12 protein-coding genes are annotated in these 16,324 nt (G+C 62.2%); 5 read left to right on the top strand and 7 right to left on the bottom strand.

Translation table 11 applies throughout. The features are described 5' to 3' along the window. Positions 1 to 30: 30 nt before the first annotated feature. From ACO59D_RS05275 to ACO59D_RS05265, 3 genes are read right to left on the bottom strand one after another with little or no spacing between them, the layout of a single operon-like run. The gene (locus ACO59D_RS05275; protein ID WP_485126080.1) at positions 31 to 1,377 is read right to left on the bottom strand and encodes an ATP-binding protein; all 1,347 of its coding nucleotides are present in this window, start codon (positions 1,375 to 1,377) and stop codon (positions 31 to 33) included. Beyond that, complete coding sequence (locus tag ACO59D_RS05270) at positions 1,374 to 2,705, bottom strand: ATP-binding protein (RefSeq protein WP_485126079.1); 1,332 nt, start codon at positions 2,703 to 2,705, stop codon at positions 1,374 to 1,376. The genes ACO59D_RS05275 and ACO59D_RS05270 overlap by 4 nt, the downstream gene beginning before the upstream one ends. After that, entirely contained in the window at positions 2,705 to 3,415 is a 711-nt protein-coding gene (locus ACO59D_RS05265) for a LytR/AlgR family response regulator transcription factor (RefSeq protein ID WP_485126078.1), read from the bottom strand. The genes ACO59D_RS05270 and ACO59D_RS05265 overlap by 1 nt, the downstream gene beginning before the upstream one ends. 397 nt (positions 3,416 to 3,812) lie before the next feature. On the opposite strand from ACO59D_RS05265, the gene ACO59D_RS05260 reads away from it, so the two are divergent. Both ACO59D_RS05260 and ACO59D_RS05255 read left to right on the top strand, forming a co-directional pair. Next, positions 3,813 to 6,305, top strand: coding sequence for a glycoside hydrolase family 3 C-terminal domain-containing protein (locus tag ACO59D_RS05260; RefSeq protein WP_485126077.1), 2,493 nt, complete (start codon positions 3,813 to 3,815; stop codon positions 6,303 to 6,305). Between the two features lie 92 nt (positions 6,306 to 6,397). Then, entirely contained in the window at positions 6,398 to 6,925 is a 528-nt protein-coding gene (locus ACO59D_RS05255; protein WP_485126076.1) for a PTS cellobiose transporter subunit IIC, read from the top strand. A 458-nt stretch (positions 6,926 to 7,383) separates the two neighbouring features. Here the strand turns inward: ACO59D_RS05255 and ACO59D_RS05250 are convergent, their stop codons facing one another. The 3 genes from ACO59D_RS05250 to ACO59D_RS05240 all read right to left on the bottom strand — a co-directional run bounded on the left by ACO59D_RS05250 (position 7,384) and on the right by ACO59D_RS05240 (position 8,839). Then, the gene (locus tag ACO59D_RS05250; RefSeq protein WP_485126102.1) at positions 7,384 to 7,857 is read right to left on the bottom strand and encodes a DUF5626 family protein; all 474 of its coding nucleotides are present in this window, start codon (positions 7,855 to 7,857) and stop codon (positions 7,384 to 7,386) included. A 308-nt stretch (positions 7,858 to 8,165) separates the two neighbouring features. Continuing rightward, positions 8,166 to 8,315, bottom strand: a complete 150-nt coding sequence (locus ACO59D_RS05245) for a hypothetical protein (protein ID WP_485126075.1) — start codon at positions 8,313 to 8,315, stop codon at positions 8,166 to 8,168. A 47-nt stretch (positions 8,316 to 8,362) separates the two neighbouring features. Beyond that, positions 8,363 to 8,839, bottom strand: coding sequence for a transposase (locus tag ACO59D_RS05240; protein ID WP_485126074.1), 477 nt, complete (start codon positions 8,837 to 8,839; stop codon positions 8,363 to 8,365). A 1,306-nt stretch (positions 8,840 to 10,145) separates the two neighbouring features. On the opposite strand from ACO59D_RS05240, the gene uvrA reads away from it, so the two are divergent. From uvrA to murJ, 3 genes are read left to right on the top strand one after another with little or no spacing between them, the layout of a single operon-like run. Continuing rightward, a complete protein-coding gene (gene uvrA, locus ACO59D_RS05235) occupies positions 10,146 to 13,022 on the top strand; it encodes an excinuclease ABC subunit UvrA (protein ID WP_485126073.1) in 2,877 nt (958 codons plus the stop codon). A gap of 3 nt (positions 13,023 to 13,025) precedes the next feature. Then, positions 13,026 to 13,529 (top strand): Cys-tRNA(Pro) deacylase, encoded by a 504-nt coding sequence (gene ybaK, locus ACO59D_RS05230; RefSeq protein WP_485126072.1) that lies wholly within the window; start codon positions 13,026 to 13,028, stop codon positions 13,527 to 13,529. Beyond that, positions 13,526 to 15,301 carry a murein biosynthesis integral membrane protein MurJ gene (murJ, locus tag ACO59D_RS05225; RefSeq protein WP_485126071.1) on the top strand — a complete coding sequence of 592 codons (1,776 nt, stop codon included), beginning with the start codon at positions 13,526 to 13,528 and terminating at the stop codon, positions 15,299 to 15,301. Before ybaK ends, murJ begins: the two co-directional genes overlap by 4 nt. Before the next feature lie 136 nt (positions 15,302 to 15,437). On the opposite strand, the gene ACO59D_RS05220 is transcribed toward murJ, so the two are convergent. Continuing rightward, complete coding sequence (locus ACO59D_RS05220; RefSeq protein ID WP_485126070.1) at positions 15,438 to 16,124, bottom strand: DUF3800 domain-containing protein; 687 nt, start codon at positions 16,122 to 16,124, stop codon at positions 15,438 to 15,440. Positions 16,125 to 16,324: the final 200 nt, after the last annotated feature.

Here is a 16,324-nt window from a genome sequence, read left to right as displayed (position 1 = left end):
TCCGACAAGGGCACACGGCCGGCGCTGCCCTCACTCCGGGATCGGTATCAGCACGTTCACGTGGAACACGTCATCGTCGTGGCTGAAGGTCACGGAACCGCCGTACTTCTCGGCAACGTCTCGCATGGAGCGCGAGCCCAGCCCGTGGCCGGTGGGGTCGGCGGCCGTGGTCTTGGGCAGTCCGTCGACCATCGTCACGTTGCCGTCGAAGTAGTTGGTCACGTTGAGTGTGAGCATCCCGCCCGTGCGCCGAGCCACCAGGCCAATGGCGCGCCTGTTGGGGTCGGGGAGCTTGCGTATGGCGTCCAGCGAGTTGTCGAGGGCGTTTCCCACCAATGAATAGATGTCGACAGGGTCCATGAATGACAGTGCCGAGCCGTCGGCGATACACGAGAGCGTGGCTCCCTCGCGCTCGCACACAAGGCCTTTCACAAGGAGGAGTGCGTCCAGAGCGTCGTTTCCGGTCTTCAGCCTAAGCTCTGGCATGCGTGCCTCGCCCGCCAGCTCCTCGAGCTTCGCAGCGTTTGCCCCGCCTTCTCGCGCCGCCGCACGCACGCGACGGCGCAGCGCCTTCATGCGTGCGTTTACAGCCTCTACGCTCTCGCGCATGAGCGTGTAGTGGGCCTCCTGGTCGGCATCCATGCGTTCCAAGGCTGCCATGTCAGACTCGAGCTGGCGCGAGTAGAGCATCTCAAACTCGAGTGCCAGCGCGAAGACGCAGATCACGTCGTGTACGGCGCGCAGCACCATCACGAGCGGTACGGGAATGCCGGCAATCAGCAGGTACTTGTTCTCCATGTCAAAGACGATGGCGATGAGCACCACCAGCGCAAGCACCAGAAGGATCCTTTTGTTCTCGATTTCTATCAGGCCGTTCTTATGGATGGGCCGCACAAAGAACCAGTAGCACACCGGGTAGACCACGGCCATGCCCAAAAGGTTGAGTGGCAAGAACAAGGGGCTGGCCATGTTGGTTCCCGTGCCCTCGGCAAGAAGAAACGCCGAGTAGGTCACGCAACTCGCGAGGTTCTGGATGATGTATCCCGCCGTTGCGCAGAAGAGCGCCGTCCAGATGGACACCTCAAAGCAAAGGACCAGCGACCCAACGATGAGCGCCAGCATTGCCACAAAGCCCAGCGCCTCGGCCACAAACGAGACCGTTCGCGACGAGAAGACCGAGATGACGAGCGAGTTCCTATAGAGCGCAAACGAGACGAGTGCCATGGCCGTGCAGGACGCAACGCCGCGCAACGCGAAGAGACTGCGCTTGGGAAGCAGGGCCGCAAACATCCCTACAGCTATCACGAGCTGCGTGGATATGGTTGCGGCCAGGATGAGGGCCGACCTTGTCATGATGGCTGCGATGGTCGTGCTCACGCGTGCGCGGCCTCCCCCTTAGCCGGGATTGGGATGAGAACATCCAGCCTAAAGAGGTCGCCGTCAGTGCTCGTGGTGATCGAGCCGCCGTAGCGCTCTGCGACGGCACGCATGTGACGCGCGCCATAGCCGCGGGCGTCTTGGCGCGTCTGTGCAAGTGGCAGTCCGTTCGAGACCCGGACGTCTCCTTGGAAGTAGTTCTCCACGTGCGCGCTCACCATGCCGCCGGTGCTTCTCACGGAGAGGTCGATCACGCGCTTCTCGGGGTCATCGAGCTTCTCGACGGCCTCCATTGCGTTGTCGACGGCGTCGCCAAAGAGCGAGTAGATGTCTGCGGGTGCCATGAAGGAGAGCGCGTCGCCATCGACCACGCAGCCAAGAGCGATGCCCCCGCGCTCGCACACCAGGCCCTTCTCGGTGAGCACGGTGTCGAGGGTCACGTTTCCGGTCTTCATGGCGGCATCGTAGACGCTTAGCCGACGCTCCAGGTCTGCAAGGGCGTCGGCGCCCACAAAGCCCAGCGACTCGAGGTCGCGCAGCTGGTGGCGAATGTCATGCATGCGCATGTTGATGGCCTGTGCGTTGGCGCGTGACGCCGCAAGGCCCTTGGCATCGTCGGCACGCGCACGCTCCCTGGCGGCAATGCTCGTGCGCAGGCTTCTCGTGTAGAGCAGCTCGAACTCCACGGTAAGCATGAACACGCAGGAGATGCCGTGGATGAGGCGTAGAAGCACCACGTCCATCCCGCCTGCGCCAAGTGCGGGCAATGACTTGTTTACCAGGTCAAAGGCAATGACCACGAGAATAACCGCCGCCACGACCACAAGCATGGCGTGGTCTTCGACGTCTGCCAGGCGGTGGCGTCTCACCGGCAGGGCGAAGGCCAGGTAGCCCAGGACGTAGATGATGCAGGTGACGGCTGCCGCCTGTGCCAGGTAGAGTGGGGCAGGGGGCTCTCCCATCACAAAGACGATAAGGCCCTCGGTGCCGCTCGCGAAGTTTTGCAGGGTGTATCCCGCGGTGGCAAAGAAGAGCGCCACCCAGACCGAGGCGTCGAAGAGGGCGAGCAGCAACGGTACGGCTAGCACGAGCACAATCGAGAAGAGCAGGAACTCCCCAAGGACTCGCGTGGGACCCACGCTTGAAGACATGCCGGTGGCATTGGACGCGCCAACCGCCACAAGCGTGAGGGCGACTCCCACTATGGTCAGGCTGATAAGACGAGCCCAGAAGTGGGGGCGCTTGGGAAGCGGCCAGGCAAAAAGGAGCATGGCCACCGCAATCTGCGTTGCAGTCCCGAGCGAGCTTGCCGCAAGGGTGGCGTCCATTAGATGGATCCGCCCAGGTACTTGGCTATCTCGTCAATGGCGGGACGACGTCGCGACCGGCTGAAGAAGTACGTCTCGCCCGTGGTGGTGCGCACCTCGGACCCGGTTACGGTGCGTACGTATGCCATGTTGAGCAGGCAGCTGTTCGAGATGCGCACAAAGGGGGCCTGTGAGAGCTTCTCCTCCGTTTTGGAGAGGCTCCCGCGCACCACGTAGGTCTGGCCGTTGGATAGGTGATAGACCAGACTGTGGTTGGAGACCTCGACGGCCACCAGCTCGGCGGCAGGTATGACGCGCAGGCCGTCGTGGGAGGTCACCACCACGTTTGTGCCGGAGCTTCTCCTCAGGATGCGCATCGCCTTGTCCATGCGCATCCTGAAGTTGTAGTACGAGACGGGCTTCACCACAAAGTCCAGGGCATCCACCTCGTAGCCACGCACCGCGTACTGGGCGAGGTTGGTTACAAAGATGATGGGTGTCTCGGAGTCGTAGGTGCGGATGAGCGTTGCCGCCTCCATGCCGTTGATGCCGGGAAGCCCAATGTCCATGAAGATGAGGTCGAACTTCGCGTCGCCCGCGGTTGCGCCCAGGGCAGACTTCTCCCAGCTCACCTGGAACTCCACGCCGTTCTCGCGTGCGTAGCGCTCGAGGCTGTGGCGAAGCGTCTCAGCCTCTCGCTCGTCGTCCTCAACCATGAGTATGCGATACATGAATGCCCTCCATTCCCATGAAATATGGTACGCGAAGGCGGGCGAGCGTGCGAGGTGCTTGGATTCCAGGTTGTTTTGGGCGTCCATGCGCCTGTGGTTCTCGACCCTTGCGTTGGCCGGCAGTGCACCCGCGCGGGGCCGCTGCAGTCCGCGACCCAGTTTTGACGGATTACGCCCCTTGGCGCTCGGCCGCGATTGTGCCGCCTACTGTTACGGCTGAGGGGGCTCTTCTGCAGCGCGCTGGCTGTGGATCCGCGGCGGCCGGCCATGGGACCGGCCATTCGTGGCGTGTGACAGACCGAATGTGACACATCTCACCGGCGCAACGGGAGAGGAAATAGAGTTGATGCAGTCGAGGGGCGCGGTGGAGCGCCCTGTATGCGAGGGAGCGGATTCGATGAAGCACGCGGATCTTATCGGGAAGATGACGTTAGAGGAGAAGTGCGCGCTCCTCCAGGGGGCGACGACCTTTGGAAGCTGGGGCAGTGAGCGCCTGGGCATCCCTGCCATGGAGTTCTCCGACGGCCCCAATGGCCTTCGCCACCAGCTGGGTGCGGCCGACCACCTGGGCATCGCGGGCTCCGAGCCCGCCACCTGCTTTCCCACGGCGGTCACGGTGGCAAACACCTGGGACAAGGCACTGGGAGAGAAGATCGGCGAGGCCCTGGGCGAGGAGGCCGCGGCACAGGGCGTGGGGACACTCCTGGGGCCGGGCCTGTGCATAAAGCGCTCGCCGCTCTGTGGGCGCAACTTCGAGTACTTCTCCGAAGACCCCTATCTTGCGGGCAAGATGGCCGCATCCTACGTGCGCGGCATCCAATCGAAGGGCATTGCTGCCTGCCCCAAGCACTTTGCCGCCAACAGCCAGGAGACGCGTCGCCAGGCATCCAACTCGGTGCTCGACGAGCGCACCCTGCGCGAGAACTACCTCACGGCCTTCGAGATTGTGGTGCGCGAGGCCCATCCAAAGTCGATCATGAGTTCCTACAACCTCATCAACGGCACCTATGCCAACGAGAACCGCCATCTGCTGCGCGACATCCTGTACGGTGAGTGGGGCTTCGGCGGTGCCGTGGTGACCGACTGGGGCGGCTCGAACGACCACGTCGCCGGCATCGGGGCGGGTTCCACCTTCGAGATGCCCGCGCCGGGCATGGACTCCATTCGCCAGCTTGTGGCCGCGGTGCACTCCGGAAGGCTCTCCGAGGAGGTGCTGGACGGCTGCGTGGATGACGCGCTGGAGCTCGTGCTCTCCACGCGCCCGGCTGTCGAGCGTGCCACGGGCGAGTTTGACAAGGACGCGCACCACGCGCTTGCCCGCCAGGCGGCGGCCGAGGGTGCGGTGCTGCTCAAGAACGAGGGCTCGCTTCTCCCGTTGGCCGCCGGTACCAGGGTGGCCCTCGTGGGCGACTTTGCCCGCGAGCCCAGGTACCAAGGCGCCGGCTCCTCTGCGGTCAACTCCACGAAGGTCGACAACGTGCTTGACCTGGTAGGGGAGAGCGGCCTTACCCTCGTTGGATACGAGCCTGGCTTCCTTCGCCACGGCGGAGAAGATGCTGCCAAGCGCGATGCTGCCGTCGACCTTGCGCGCCACGCCGACGTTGTTATCGCCTGCCTCGCGCTTGACGAGATTGCCGAGTCTGAGGGCGCGGACCGTCGCGACATGCGCCTCAACGACAACCAGGTGGAGCTGCTCCACGCCCTTTCTCAGGCAAACCCCAACGTGGTCGTGCTTCTCTCGGCTGGCTCCTGCGTCGAGACGGACTGGGCGGCCGATGCCCGTGCGGTATTCTATCTTGCCCTCGGCGGTCAGGCCGGCGCCGGTGCGGCACTCGATCTAGTCTGCGGTCGCGTGAACCCTTCCGGCAAGCTCACCGAGACCTGGCCACACCGTCTGGCCGACACACCCACAGCGGGCCGCTTCCCTGCCCAGGGCATGAGCGCGGAGTACCGCGAGGGCATCTACGTGGGCTATCGCTACTACCAGACCGCTGGCGTCGATGTGGCGTTCCCGTTTGGCTATGGCCTCTCGTATACGAACTTCTCGTACAGCGACCTTACCGCGACCCCCGAGGGCGTCACCTTCACCCTTGCCAACGAGGGCGACTGCGCTGGTACCGAGGTCTGCCAGCTCTACGTGGCCAAGCCGGATCACAATGTGTTCCGCGCTGCGCAGGAGCTCAAGGGCTTTGCGCGCGTGGAGCTTGCGGCACACGAGAGCAGGCAGGCGAGCATCGCCTTGGACGACAAGGCGTTTCGCTACTTCAACGTTGCCACCGATGCGTGGGAGGTCGAGGGCGGCACCTACGAGCTGCGCGTTGGTGCCTCCAGCGAGGACATCAGGCTGGTGGGGACCGTCGAGGTTGCCGGAACCGGCGCGGCCGACCCGTACGCTAGCGTGGACGCAATGCCTTACGAGACGGGCAAGGTCCAGAACGTGGACGACGCGCGCTTCGCGGCGCTTCTCGGCCACCCCATCCCCAGCCCCAAGGTGCGCATTGACCGCAACATGTGCTTCTGCGACCTCAACCACGGCCGTTCGCCGATCTTCTGGGTTGTGTGGTTGGTGCTGGCTGCCATGAAGCGTGCATCGGATGCCTCGGGCAAGCCCAACCTCAACGTGCTGTTCATCTGGAACATGCCGCTACGCGCCCTTGCCAAGATGACCAATGGCATGGTCTCAGTAGGTATGGTCGACGCGATCGTGCGTGAGATCAGATGGTGGGGAATTGCGGGTATCGTGCCGGCTCTGCTCGTCCAGCTTAGGACTGGCAACGGCTTTGTTCTGGTGTGGTTCCTCTGGTTCATTGTGCCGATCCTTGTCGCCTTTGTCGCGAATCTCATCGGTAACGCACGCACCGCAGGTGCGCTTAAGGCTGCGGGGAAGTAGTCCCTGCACTTGACCGCGCTGCCAGGTGGGATGGCGCGGGGTTGGATATGCGAGGGTTTATCGGCCGTTGTGCCGGGAAGGAGGGGCGAGCAATGAGCTTCAAGACCTGGACCGAGGAGCACAAGACGCTCTGGCAGTTCATCAAGTTCAACGTGCTGTCAAACATCTCCACCATCACGCGCTTCGTGTGCACGTGGGTGGGCACCGCGATCTTCATCAACGCGATGCAGCTCGACAGCCCGTTTAAGTTCTGGCTGTTCGACTACACCACCGCGGGCTCGAACTACCTGGGTGGCTTTATCACGTTTCTTATCGCCGAGGTGCTGGCGCAGGTCGTGAACTTCTTCGTGCAGATGTTTTTGGTGTTCGACTCCGACACCTCGTTTAAGGATGCCGCCTGGAAGTACGCCCTGCTCGCCGTGCTCATCGTGGTGGTCAACCTGATTCTGCCGAGCTACGTGACGTCCTTCTGCCAGACCACCTTTGGCTGGGACGCGGGTCTCTCCGGTACCGTTGCCTCTGCGGTCAACACGCTGGCGGCCGTCGTCGTGAGCTTCCCGCTGCTCAAGTTCTGGATCATGCCGGACAAGAAGGACGACAAGGCCGAGGCCAAGGCGTAGTTGCGAGGACGTGGCGCACAGGCGCCGCTCGCGGATTGCAACTTTGGTGCCCCTCCGGCGATTGAAGTCGCCGGAGGGGCGTTTTTGTTGCGCTTGGCAACATTGGGGCTCTTCCGGCAACTGATGGGGGGCTCTTAATGCGAGTGCTTTGCCAGCTCGTTGTGTGGTGTTGTCAGACCTTCTCGTCGGTTCTTGTCTGTCGGAGATATTGTGCGTTTGACGGTCAGAACGATGCCCGGGGGTTCTCGCACGAAAAGACCTCCGCCTTCTCTAAGACGGGGGATTACCCTTTCTCTCGAAACTATTGGGGGCAAATCCTTTGATTCACAACCGAACCGGTGCTACTTGCGAATTGCGCGCACAATAACGCGCACGATAAGCACAATCACTCCAACCATGATGGCAACGGTCCCCAAGATTATGGGCTCAGGCGCGCTCAGACCTTGGTACATAACTGTTCAGCTCCTATAATTTGCATACGTGTGCAGGGTTGTGCCTTCCATAAGCGCTTGAAGTGCTGCAACCGTCGACCCCATTCCCCCTGTGACTTCGATGTTCAATCGATATGTGGCTACGGTGCTGCTCCAGCTAAACTGCTCTCCAGTTACAGAGCATAGAAATGTTGTATATGAGGGGCTGTGGGCCCGAGTGATCTTGTGATTGTCGATTGTTATATAAAAATGGCGATAGATGATGGGGGAGTTGTAGTAAATCTCCCAGTCACCAGACGCATTGCTATAGTACGAATCCCACATTGGACGGATGGTCGGAACTGGTCGGATACCAATTTCGGCCTCCTCGCCGTTAGCAAGAAATATCGTTTTTGATTGGGGCAGATATTGTTCGAGATCGAAGGCTGCCTCGACTTCCTCTTGGCCGTTTGGCTCGGCTGCATACGCAGTCGACGGACCGAAGATGCAACCTAAAATCATTGTCAGTATAAGTAAGACTGAAGAGAGCATAGTAACTTAGCGCGCGTCGACTCATCTAGACCTCCTGACATCTGATTTTCCCTATCTAACGTGCTAGAACATCGCAATGAGCACTCGTTTGATCGCCCGTTTCTGAAGCATGTTTGCCAACTTGCATGTAGCCCATTGTTTGGTTTCATCACCTCCTCAGTAAAAATGTATTGGATGTGTCTACAATGTCGACAGCCTTTCGGCCAATGGAGAGTTCTCTTAGGTGTTTTTAAAATTAGGATAATGTAAAAATCTACCAGTAGATCAAACGGGTGATGCTATAACCCTCCTGTCCTGCGGTATGTGGCGTCGGTCATCACCAGGTGGCGGACCACCCTTTCCAGCTTTGGCCACATCTCGTCGTCGCGCTTGGCCCTGAAGAGGTAGACGTACCAGTTGAGGTAGTCCTGCAGGTTCTCCGGCCTCATCCCCGGGAACCGCCACAGGTAGCGCTTGATTCAGGAGCAGAGGCTGTTCACGAGCCGCATCCCCTCGATGTAGGCGGGGTCGCGGGCGTCGGCCTTGTACGCCTCGTCGGTCCCGCCGAGCGCCCTGACGAGCGCCCTGTGGGACCTCTCCTTGTCGTGTTGCAGAGCTTGTTCCTGGTCAGGCCGCTCCTCGGCCTCCAGTCCGGGTCCCCCATGAGCGAGGCGTCGGTCACGTAGGTCTCGTCGATCCGCACGCGCCCGGACAGCGCGATCGAGTCCTGCCCCGTCCTCACCGCGGCGAAGACCCGGTGGCGCCACTCGAAGGCGGACCTGTGGGAGATGCCGCAGAGCTCGGCGGCCGCGTCGAGCTGGCAGTTCCGGCACATCGCCGACACGAACGCGACCCAGGTGGGGAAGTCGGCCTTCGTGCGCTCGAATATCGTGCCCGCGAGCGAGCCGTACCTCCTGCCGCACGCCTGGCAGCGCCACCTCTGGGACCCGTTGGGCGCACGCCCGTCCCTCACGGGGCGCCCCCGTCGCCGCAGCGGGGGCACGGGGGGCGCGGCCTGAGGGAGTCCGCCGCCAGAAGGACCGATAAACGATCGGAATCTTTAGGTTTGGCGAGAGGGGCGAGCCGCTCATCGGCAGTCCAGCAACCGGAACGGCGTCCTGCTCAGCTGAGCTGAACGACGGACTGACAGAAAGTCCCGTCGTGCAATCGGCGTCCTCCAACGGCCGCTCACCGACGGCCCCGAACGCGGCCGCATCTCTGATTCCCCGACGCCGCCGTTTGCTCCCAATTGCTCAACCCACCCGAAGCCTCCTCCTAGCATCGGGCCCTTTTCGGGCACAGTAATGGAGGAAGCCCCACCAATGGCGGGGCTTCCGACTACGTCTGAGTGCTATATGTGGGGCACCCTCCCTCGTCGTCTCCCGGCGACTCCCAGCGGGGCGGCGCGTTCTTGAGCGGAATCCCTGAGTCGCACCTCCCGCAAGCTGGGCAAACGCAATCCCAAAGTCACGGACATGGCCCCCAAGCTCGCGCATAAGGACAGCTAATTTGTGTTGTGCCCCCGTCGCACGATTGGTGCCGCGGGGCGAGGGCGTCGAGTCGGGTCGGGCGACCCCGGGGGGCGGAGGGAGTGAGGGGGTCGCGCGCGAGCTTGGTGGCCATACGCACAATTTGCTTGCCGAGCCGGCAACAAGGCCCCCTCGCTCGCCCGGCGATCGAGCCCGTTGTTACCGGCCCAGCATTATCCTTCCTCGTTTTCCCAGGTGAGGTCCGATGGAAGCCGCGAGTCGGTAACAACATGCGCTGCCCGATTGCCGTTGTTACCGGCGCGTCGAGCTGGTGCAGACGTTATCTGGGGAATGTCCGGGCGTCACGTCGAGCCGGTAACAAGCGCCGGGCGCCAATAGGTGGTGCTGCCGGCCCGTTAGGGGGTGGCGAGAGCGAGCGGATTATGCGCGAGCTTGGGGGCCATGGTCACGGATTCCGCTCGAGAACGAGGGGGCGTGGCGGCGCAGCTTGGGGGTCGGCGCGGACAGGGCAGGAGGTACGGCGGAGAGTCGCGGACAACGTCCGCCCGTGGAAGCCCGACGAGAGTCGAGAGGCGAGAAGGAAGAGGCGCATCGACTGCCGCTGACACCGGGCGCCCAACCGTATGAATTGTCGTTGCGACGTGTGCGAGAAGGGCGGGGCTGTGCTCCGGGGCACAGCTTAGCTAAACTCAAAGGCTGGCAAAAAACGTCCGCGAGAGATGGCACCCAACGCCATCCCGCGGAACCGGCCACCAGAAACACAAGCAACGACGAGGGGAGCCACCTCACATGGCATCCGATTCCATAGTCATACGCGGGGCACGCGAGCATAACCTGCAGGACATCGACGTGCGCATCCCGCGCGACAAGCTCACGGTCATCACGGGCCTCTCCGGCTCGGGCAAGTCGAGCCTTGCCTTTGACACCATCTACGCCGAGGGCCAGCGCCGCTACGTCGAGAGCCTTTCCAGCTACGCGCGCCAGTTCCTGGGCCAGATGAACAAGCCCGACCTCGACTCCATCGACGGCCTTTCGCCGGCCGTCTCGATTGACCAGAAGTCCACGTCGAGAAACCCGCGCTCGACGGTGGGCACCGTCACCGAAATCTATGACTACCTGCGTCTCCTCTTTGCGCGCGTGGGTGTGCCCCACTGCCCCGAGTGCGGGCGCGTGATTGAGCGTCAGACCACCGACCAGGTTGCCGACAAGGTCCTGGCTCAGGGGCTTGGCCGCCGCGCTCTTGTGCTGGCGCCCGTCGTTCTCGGCCGCAAGGGCGAGTACACCAAGCTCTTCGAGGACCTGCGCCGCGAGGGCTTCTCTCGCGTGCGCATCGACGGAGAGGTGCGCGAGCTCGAAGGCGAGATCCGCCTGGAGAAGAAGCTCAAGCACACCGTCGAGGTCGTGGTCGACCGCATCGTTATCCGCGAGAACTCCCTGAACCGCATCGTGGAGGCCATCGAGCAGGCAACCAAGCTGGCCGCCGGCAAGGTTGGCGTCTACCTCCTGCCCGACCGCGACGACCCCGAGGCTATGCCCGGCGAGCTTCTGCAGTACTCGCTGGCGCTGGCATGCCCCATCCACGGGCACTCGATTGACGACCTCCAGCCGCGTGACTTCTCGTTCAACGCGCCCTATGGCGCCTGTCCTGACTGTGATGGCCTGGGCTTTCGCAAGGTCGTGGACGCCGAGGCCCTGATCGACGACCCGTCGCTCTCCGTTTCCGAGGGCGTCTTTGGGTCGATCTTTGGTCACTCCAACTACTACCCACAGATTCTCTCGGCCGTCTGCACGTATCTTGGTGCCTCGGACCAAACGCCTTGGAAGGACCTCCCCAAGAAGGTCCAGAAGGCCCTTCTCGACGGACTGGGCACCACGAAGGTCCGCGTTGACTACCGCACGCGAGACGGACGCAACACCCACTGGTTCACGACGTACTCCGGCGTGCGCAAGATCCTCTTCGACAAGTACCAGGAGACCACCTCGGAGACCATGAGGACGCACCTCGAGCGCTTCATCCACGAGGTGCCCTGCCCAACCTGCCACGGTGCGCGCCTGAAGCCCGAGATCCTCGCCGTCACGGTGGGCGACAAGAACATCAACGAGGTCTGCGACCTCTCGTGCCATGACTGCCTGGCCTTCTTCGAAGCGCTCGAGATTCCCGAGCGCCAGCGGGCAATCGCCGTACCCATCGTGAAGGAGGTCAAGGCTCGCTTGCGCTTCATGGTTAACGTGGGTCTCGACTACCTCACGCTCAGCCGCGCCGCCGCCACGCTCTCTGGCGGAGAGGCGCAACGCATCCGCTTGGCCACGCAGATCGGTGCCGGGCTCATGGGCGTCCTCTACATCTTGGACGAGCCTTCTATCGGCCTTCACCAGCGCGACAACGACCGCCTGATTGCCACGCTCAAGAGCCTGCGCGACATGGGGAACACCGTGATCGTGGTCGAGCACGACGAGGACACCATTCTCGCCGCCGACTACGTGATCGATATGGGGCCCGGTGCGGGCGAGCTGGGCGGCCACGTAGTTGCCGCCGGCACCTCGCAACAGATTGAGGAGAGCCCCGACTCCCTTACCGGTGCCTTCCTCACGGGTCGGCGTCAGATCCGCCTGCCGGAGGAGCGTCGCAAGCCCGGACGTGGTGTCATCAAGATTACGGGTGCCGGAGCAAACAACCTCAAGAACGTAAGCGCCAAGATCGAGCTGGGCACGCTCACCGTGGTCACGGGCGTCTCGGGCTCGGGCAAGAGCTCGCTGGTCACGGACACGCTCGCACCGGCCCTCACAAACGCGGTCCAGCGATCCAAGCGCCCGGTTGGCCCGTACAAGAAGCTCGAGGGAATCGAGCTCATCGACAAGGTCATCGACATCGACCAGAGCCCCATCGGCCGCACGCCGCGCTCCAACCCCGCAACCTACATCGGTCTCTGGGACGACCTGCGCGCCCTTTTCGCCTCCACGCCCGAGAGCCGCGCGCGCGGCTACAGCCCTGGTCGCTTCTCGTTTAACGTCCCTGGTGGCCGCTGCGAGGCATGCAAGGGCGACGGCCAGATCAAAATCGAGATGAACTTCCTGCCCGACGTCTACGTTCCCTGCGAGGTCTGCCACGGCAAGCGCTACAACAGGGAGACGCTTGAGGTCACCTACCACGGCAAGTCCATCTCGGACGTGCTCGACATGACCGTGAACGAGGCGCTGGCATTCTTCACCAACATCCCGCGCATCAAGAACAAGTTGCAGACCCTGCACGACGTGGGCCTGGGCTACATCCACCTGGGCCAGAGCGCCACCACGCTCTCCGGAGGCGAGGCCCAGCGCGTGAAGCTGGCAAAGGAGCTCCACCGCCAGCAGACGGGCAAGACGTTCTACATTCTCGACGAGCCCACCACCGGCCTTCACTTCGAGGATGTTCGCCAGCTCATTGACGTGCTGGAGCGCCTGGTTGACGCCGGTAACACGGTCCTTGTCATCGAGCACAACCTCGATGTGATCAAGATGGCCGACCGCGTGCTTGACCTGGGCCCGGAGGGCGGAGAGGGCGGCGGAACCGTTGTGGCCTACGGCACGCCCGAGCAGGTTGCCAAGGTCCCGCAGAGCTATACCGGTCGCTACCTGGCCCGCATTCTCGAGCGTGACCGCGCGAGACTCTCTGCCGAGAAGGCGTGAGCCATGGCGAGGCGCGAGAAGTTCCAGAAGACCAACGCCATGCGTGAGCTTGAGCGCGCGGGCATCTCCTTCACGTACCGAGAGGTCGAGGAGGATAATCTCACGCGCGGGCTGGGGCTGCGCATGGCGCTCGAGGCGGGTGTCGACCCGCAGTCCTCGTTCAAGACGCTGGTGACGGTTGCCCCGTCCGGCGCGCATGTGGTGTGCTGCATCCCCGTGGGTGAGGAGCTCGACTTCAAGAAGGCGGCCGCGACGGCGGGCGAGAAGAGCCTCTCGATGCTTCCCACCAGGGAGCTGGAGGGCCTTACCGGCTACGTGCGCGGGGGTTGCTCGCCTGTGGGCATGAAGAAGCGCTTTCCCACGCTCATAGACGAGACGGCCCAGCTTTTTGGCACGATTGGCATCTCGGGCGGGCGGCGCGGGCTCTCGCTGCGCCTTGCCCCCGACGACCTCCAGGCGTTTTGCGACGCCACCTATGCCGACATCTGCCGAGAGGAGGCCCGGTGAGCAGCAACTCAAACTGGAAGCCCAGGCACATGGCGCCGGCTCGCGTGAGCAGCAGCTCAAACTGGAAGCCCAATCATATGGCACCGGCTCGCAAGAGGGGCGGCAGGGGGGCGGGCGCTGCGATGCCGGCTCAGACGGTCGCCGCTGCCGAGCCATCAAAGGCCCCTGAGTCAACCGAAAACCAGGTTGGCCGCAATGCCGCGCTCATGAGCTTCCTCGTCATTGTGAGCCGCATCACCGGGTTCTTCCGCACCTGGGGGCAGAGCTTCGCCCTTGGCGCCGGCATGGTGGCCAGCTGCTACTCGGTGGCAAACAACCTTCCCAACCAGCTCTACGAGATCGTTGTGGGCGGCATGCTCGTCACGGCGTTTTTGCCGGTGTACATGTCGGTCAAGCAGCGCGAGGGGGCCAAGGGGGCCAGCCGCTACACGTCCAACCTAGTCTCCATCGTCATCCTGCTCATGGGTGCCGTTACCATCCTGGGCTTTGTCTTTGCCGCCCAGCTCGTGTGGACGCAGTCCTTCTCGGCGACAAGCGACTTCGATGCAGGCTTTGCCACCTACCTCTTTAGGTTCTTCGTAGTGGAAGTTGTGCTCTACTCGCTGTCGTCGATCTTCTCGGGCGTGCTTAACGCCGAGAGGGACTATTTCTGGAGCAGCGCGAGCTCGATTTTCAACAACTTTGTCATCACGGCGTCGTTCCTGCTCTATGCCGCGCTTGTGAACGCCAACCCCACGCTGGCAACGCTGATCTTGGCCATTGGCAACCCCGCCGGCGTGGCCGTGCAGGTCCTCGTTCAGATGCCCTCCCTGCGCAAGCATGGCATACGCCTCACCTGGCGCGTGGACTGGCATGACCCCGCGCTGCGGGATACGCTCTCGATTGGCATTCCGTCCCTCGTGGTGATGATCACCTCGTTTGTCACCACATCCGTGCAGCAGAGCACCTCGCTTTCGGTCTCGGTCTCTGGTGCGTCGGTCATCTACTACGCGCGCCTCTGGTATACGCTCCCCTACGCCATTCTCGCCGTCCCCATCACGACAGCGATGTTCACCGAGCTCTCCGACCGCTTTGCGCACGACGACATCGATGGATTCAAGCGTGGCGTCGTCTCGGGCATGAGCCAGATCCTCTTTTTCATGGTGCCGTTTGGCATGTACCTCGTAACGTTCTCCATGCCGCTCTCGTCCCTGGTTGCCGCGGGTAAGTTCACCGCTGACCAGCTTGGGATGACGGCCGCCTACATCTGCGGCCTTGCGTGTGCGCTGCCGCTCTATGGCATTGGCATGTACTTCCAGAAGGTCACCTCGTCCATGCGCCGGATGCGCGTGTATGCGCTGGCCAACGTGGTTGGCGGCGCCGGTCAGGTGGCCATGCTGTTGCTGCTCGACCCCGCTTGGTTTGGCGAGGCGGTGTCCATGTTCGTGATCGCCCTGACTTCGTTCGTCTTCTTCTTGCTGGTCGATATCGTGACAATCATGAACCTGCGTGGCACGCTTGGCAGCATGGGATTTGGCTCGGCGATGAGATCGTTTGCGAAGTCGGCCCTCTTTGGGCTTGCCGGTTCCGGTGTTGGCTTCGTGGTGCTTCGGGCGCTCACTGCTTTGGTGGGCAGCTGTGAGGGGCATACGTTTCTCTCGCTGGTGTATTGCGCGGCGGCGGGCATCCCCTCGGTTTTGGTCACCTACGGACTTGCCATGCTCTTCAAGGTGCCCGAGGCCCGTTTCGTGAGGTCTGCCCTTGCACGCATAACGCGGCGCAGGCGCCGGTAGGGGGGTGCAGCGGTGGTACTGCTTTGAAAAGCCTAGCTGTCACTAGTGGCAGGTGGGAAGCCTGTACACATCCACTGCTGATAAGCGCCGTCTGCGCATTTCCGCCATTGCCCCCAGGGGACGGGTCCTGATCTGCCTAACGCAAGGAATGCCTCCTTATCTTCTTTAGGAAATTCTTCTCGAAGCTTCTCTTTGTGCCAAGGAATAACCTGTCTGTTGCGGTTTCCTCAGAGCCGGAGTACTTAATTGCCTCGAGCTCTATTGTGCAGACGTAATCGGCAACCTGGGAGAGGCGATAGCGCTGAGGAGTGGCATCTCGATAGATTGTGGCGTCCTTTGCAAGGGCATGGGCAACGGCATCGTGGAGTGCCTTGGTGACAAGGGGTTGGACGTTGTCGTAGTAGATTTTGACCTTATCAAACTGCTGCAGATACTCAAGATGGTCGAGTAGGAGAATCGTGAGGTCTCTCCGAACGCGTTGCACAAGCCCTCCTGGAGCGAGTGGGCCGTTGGCGAGCTCATCCTTCCTATATGCAAACGCGGCATACCGGAACGGAAGGTACTGCATGAAGACGCGAAACGCCGCAAGGTGGCGTTTGCGCATGCCAACGCTTAGGTTGCGATATACATCGTGCCCATTCATGAGCGGGGAGAGGTGCAGGGGGATGTCCTCTAGGTCTTGCCTGGCAAGGGCGGCCTTGTAGTTGTCCTCATACTTTTCGATGGCGTTCTTCTGCTCGTGTACGACGAGAGCGATGAGGTAGTACTTTGACTCGGTCCCCGGATCGCCGGACTCATCTACAAATATGGAAAGCTCCTTCACGGAATGGCCTCCCCCGAGATAAAAAATGCCGGGGGGAAACCCCCGGCTTTCGGAAGCCCTCCACGTGGGAAGACCACCTTCCTTATACCACAAGCCGAAGTGCCGAATCAATCTTATCAGAGATAGAACACATGTTCGTCACATTCGATACAAACATACGTTCTGCATGTAGTTTGACGTCAGTGGCTGTGGCGCTTGAG

It is taken from the genome of Tractidigestivibacter sp. (genome assembly GCF_057241865.1).
This window is presented reverse-complemented; position numbering and strand designations above follow the sequence as displayed.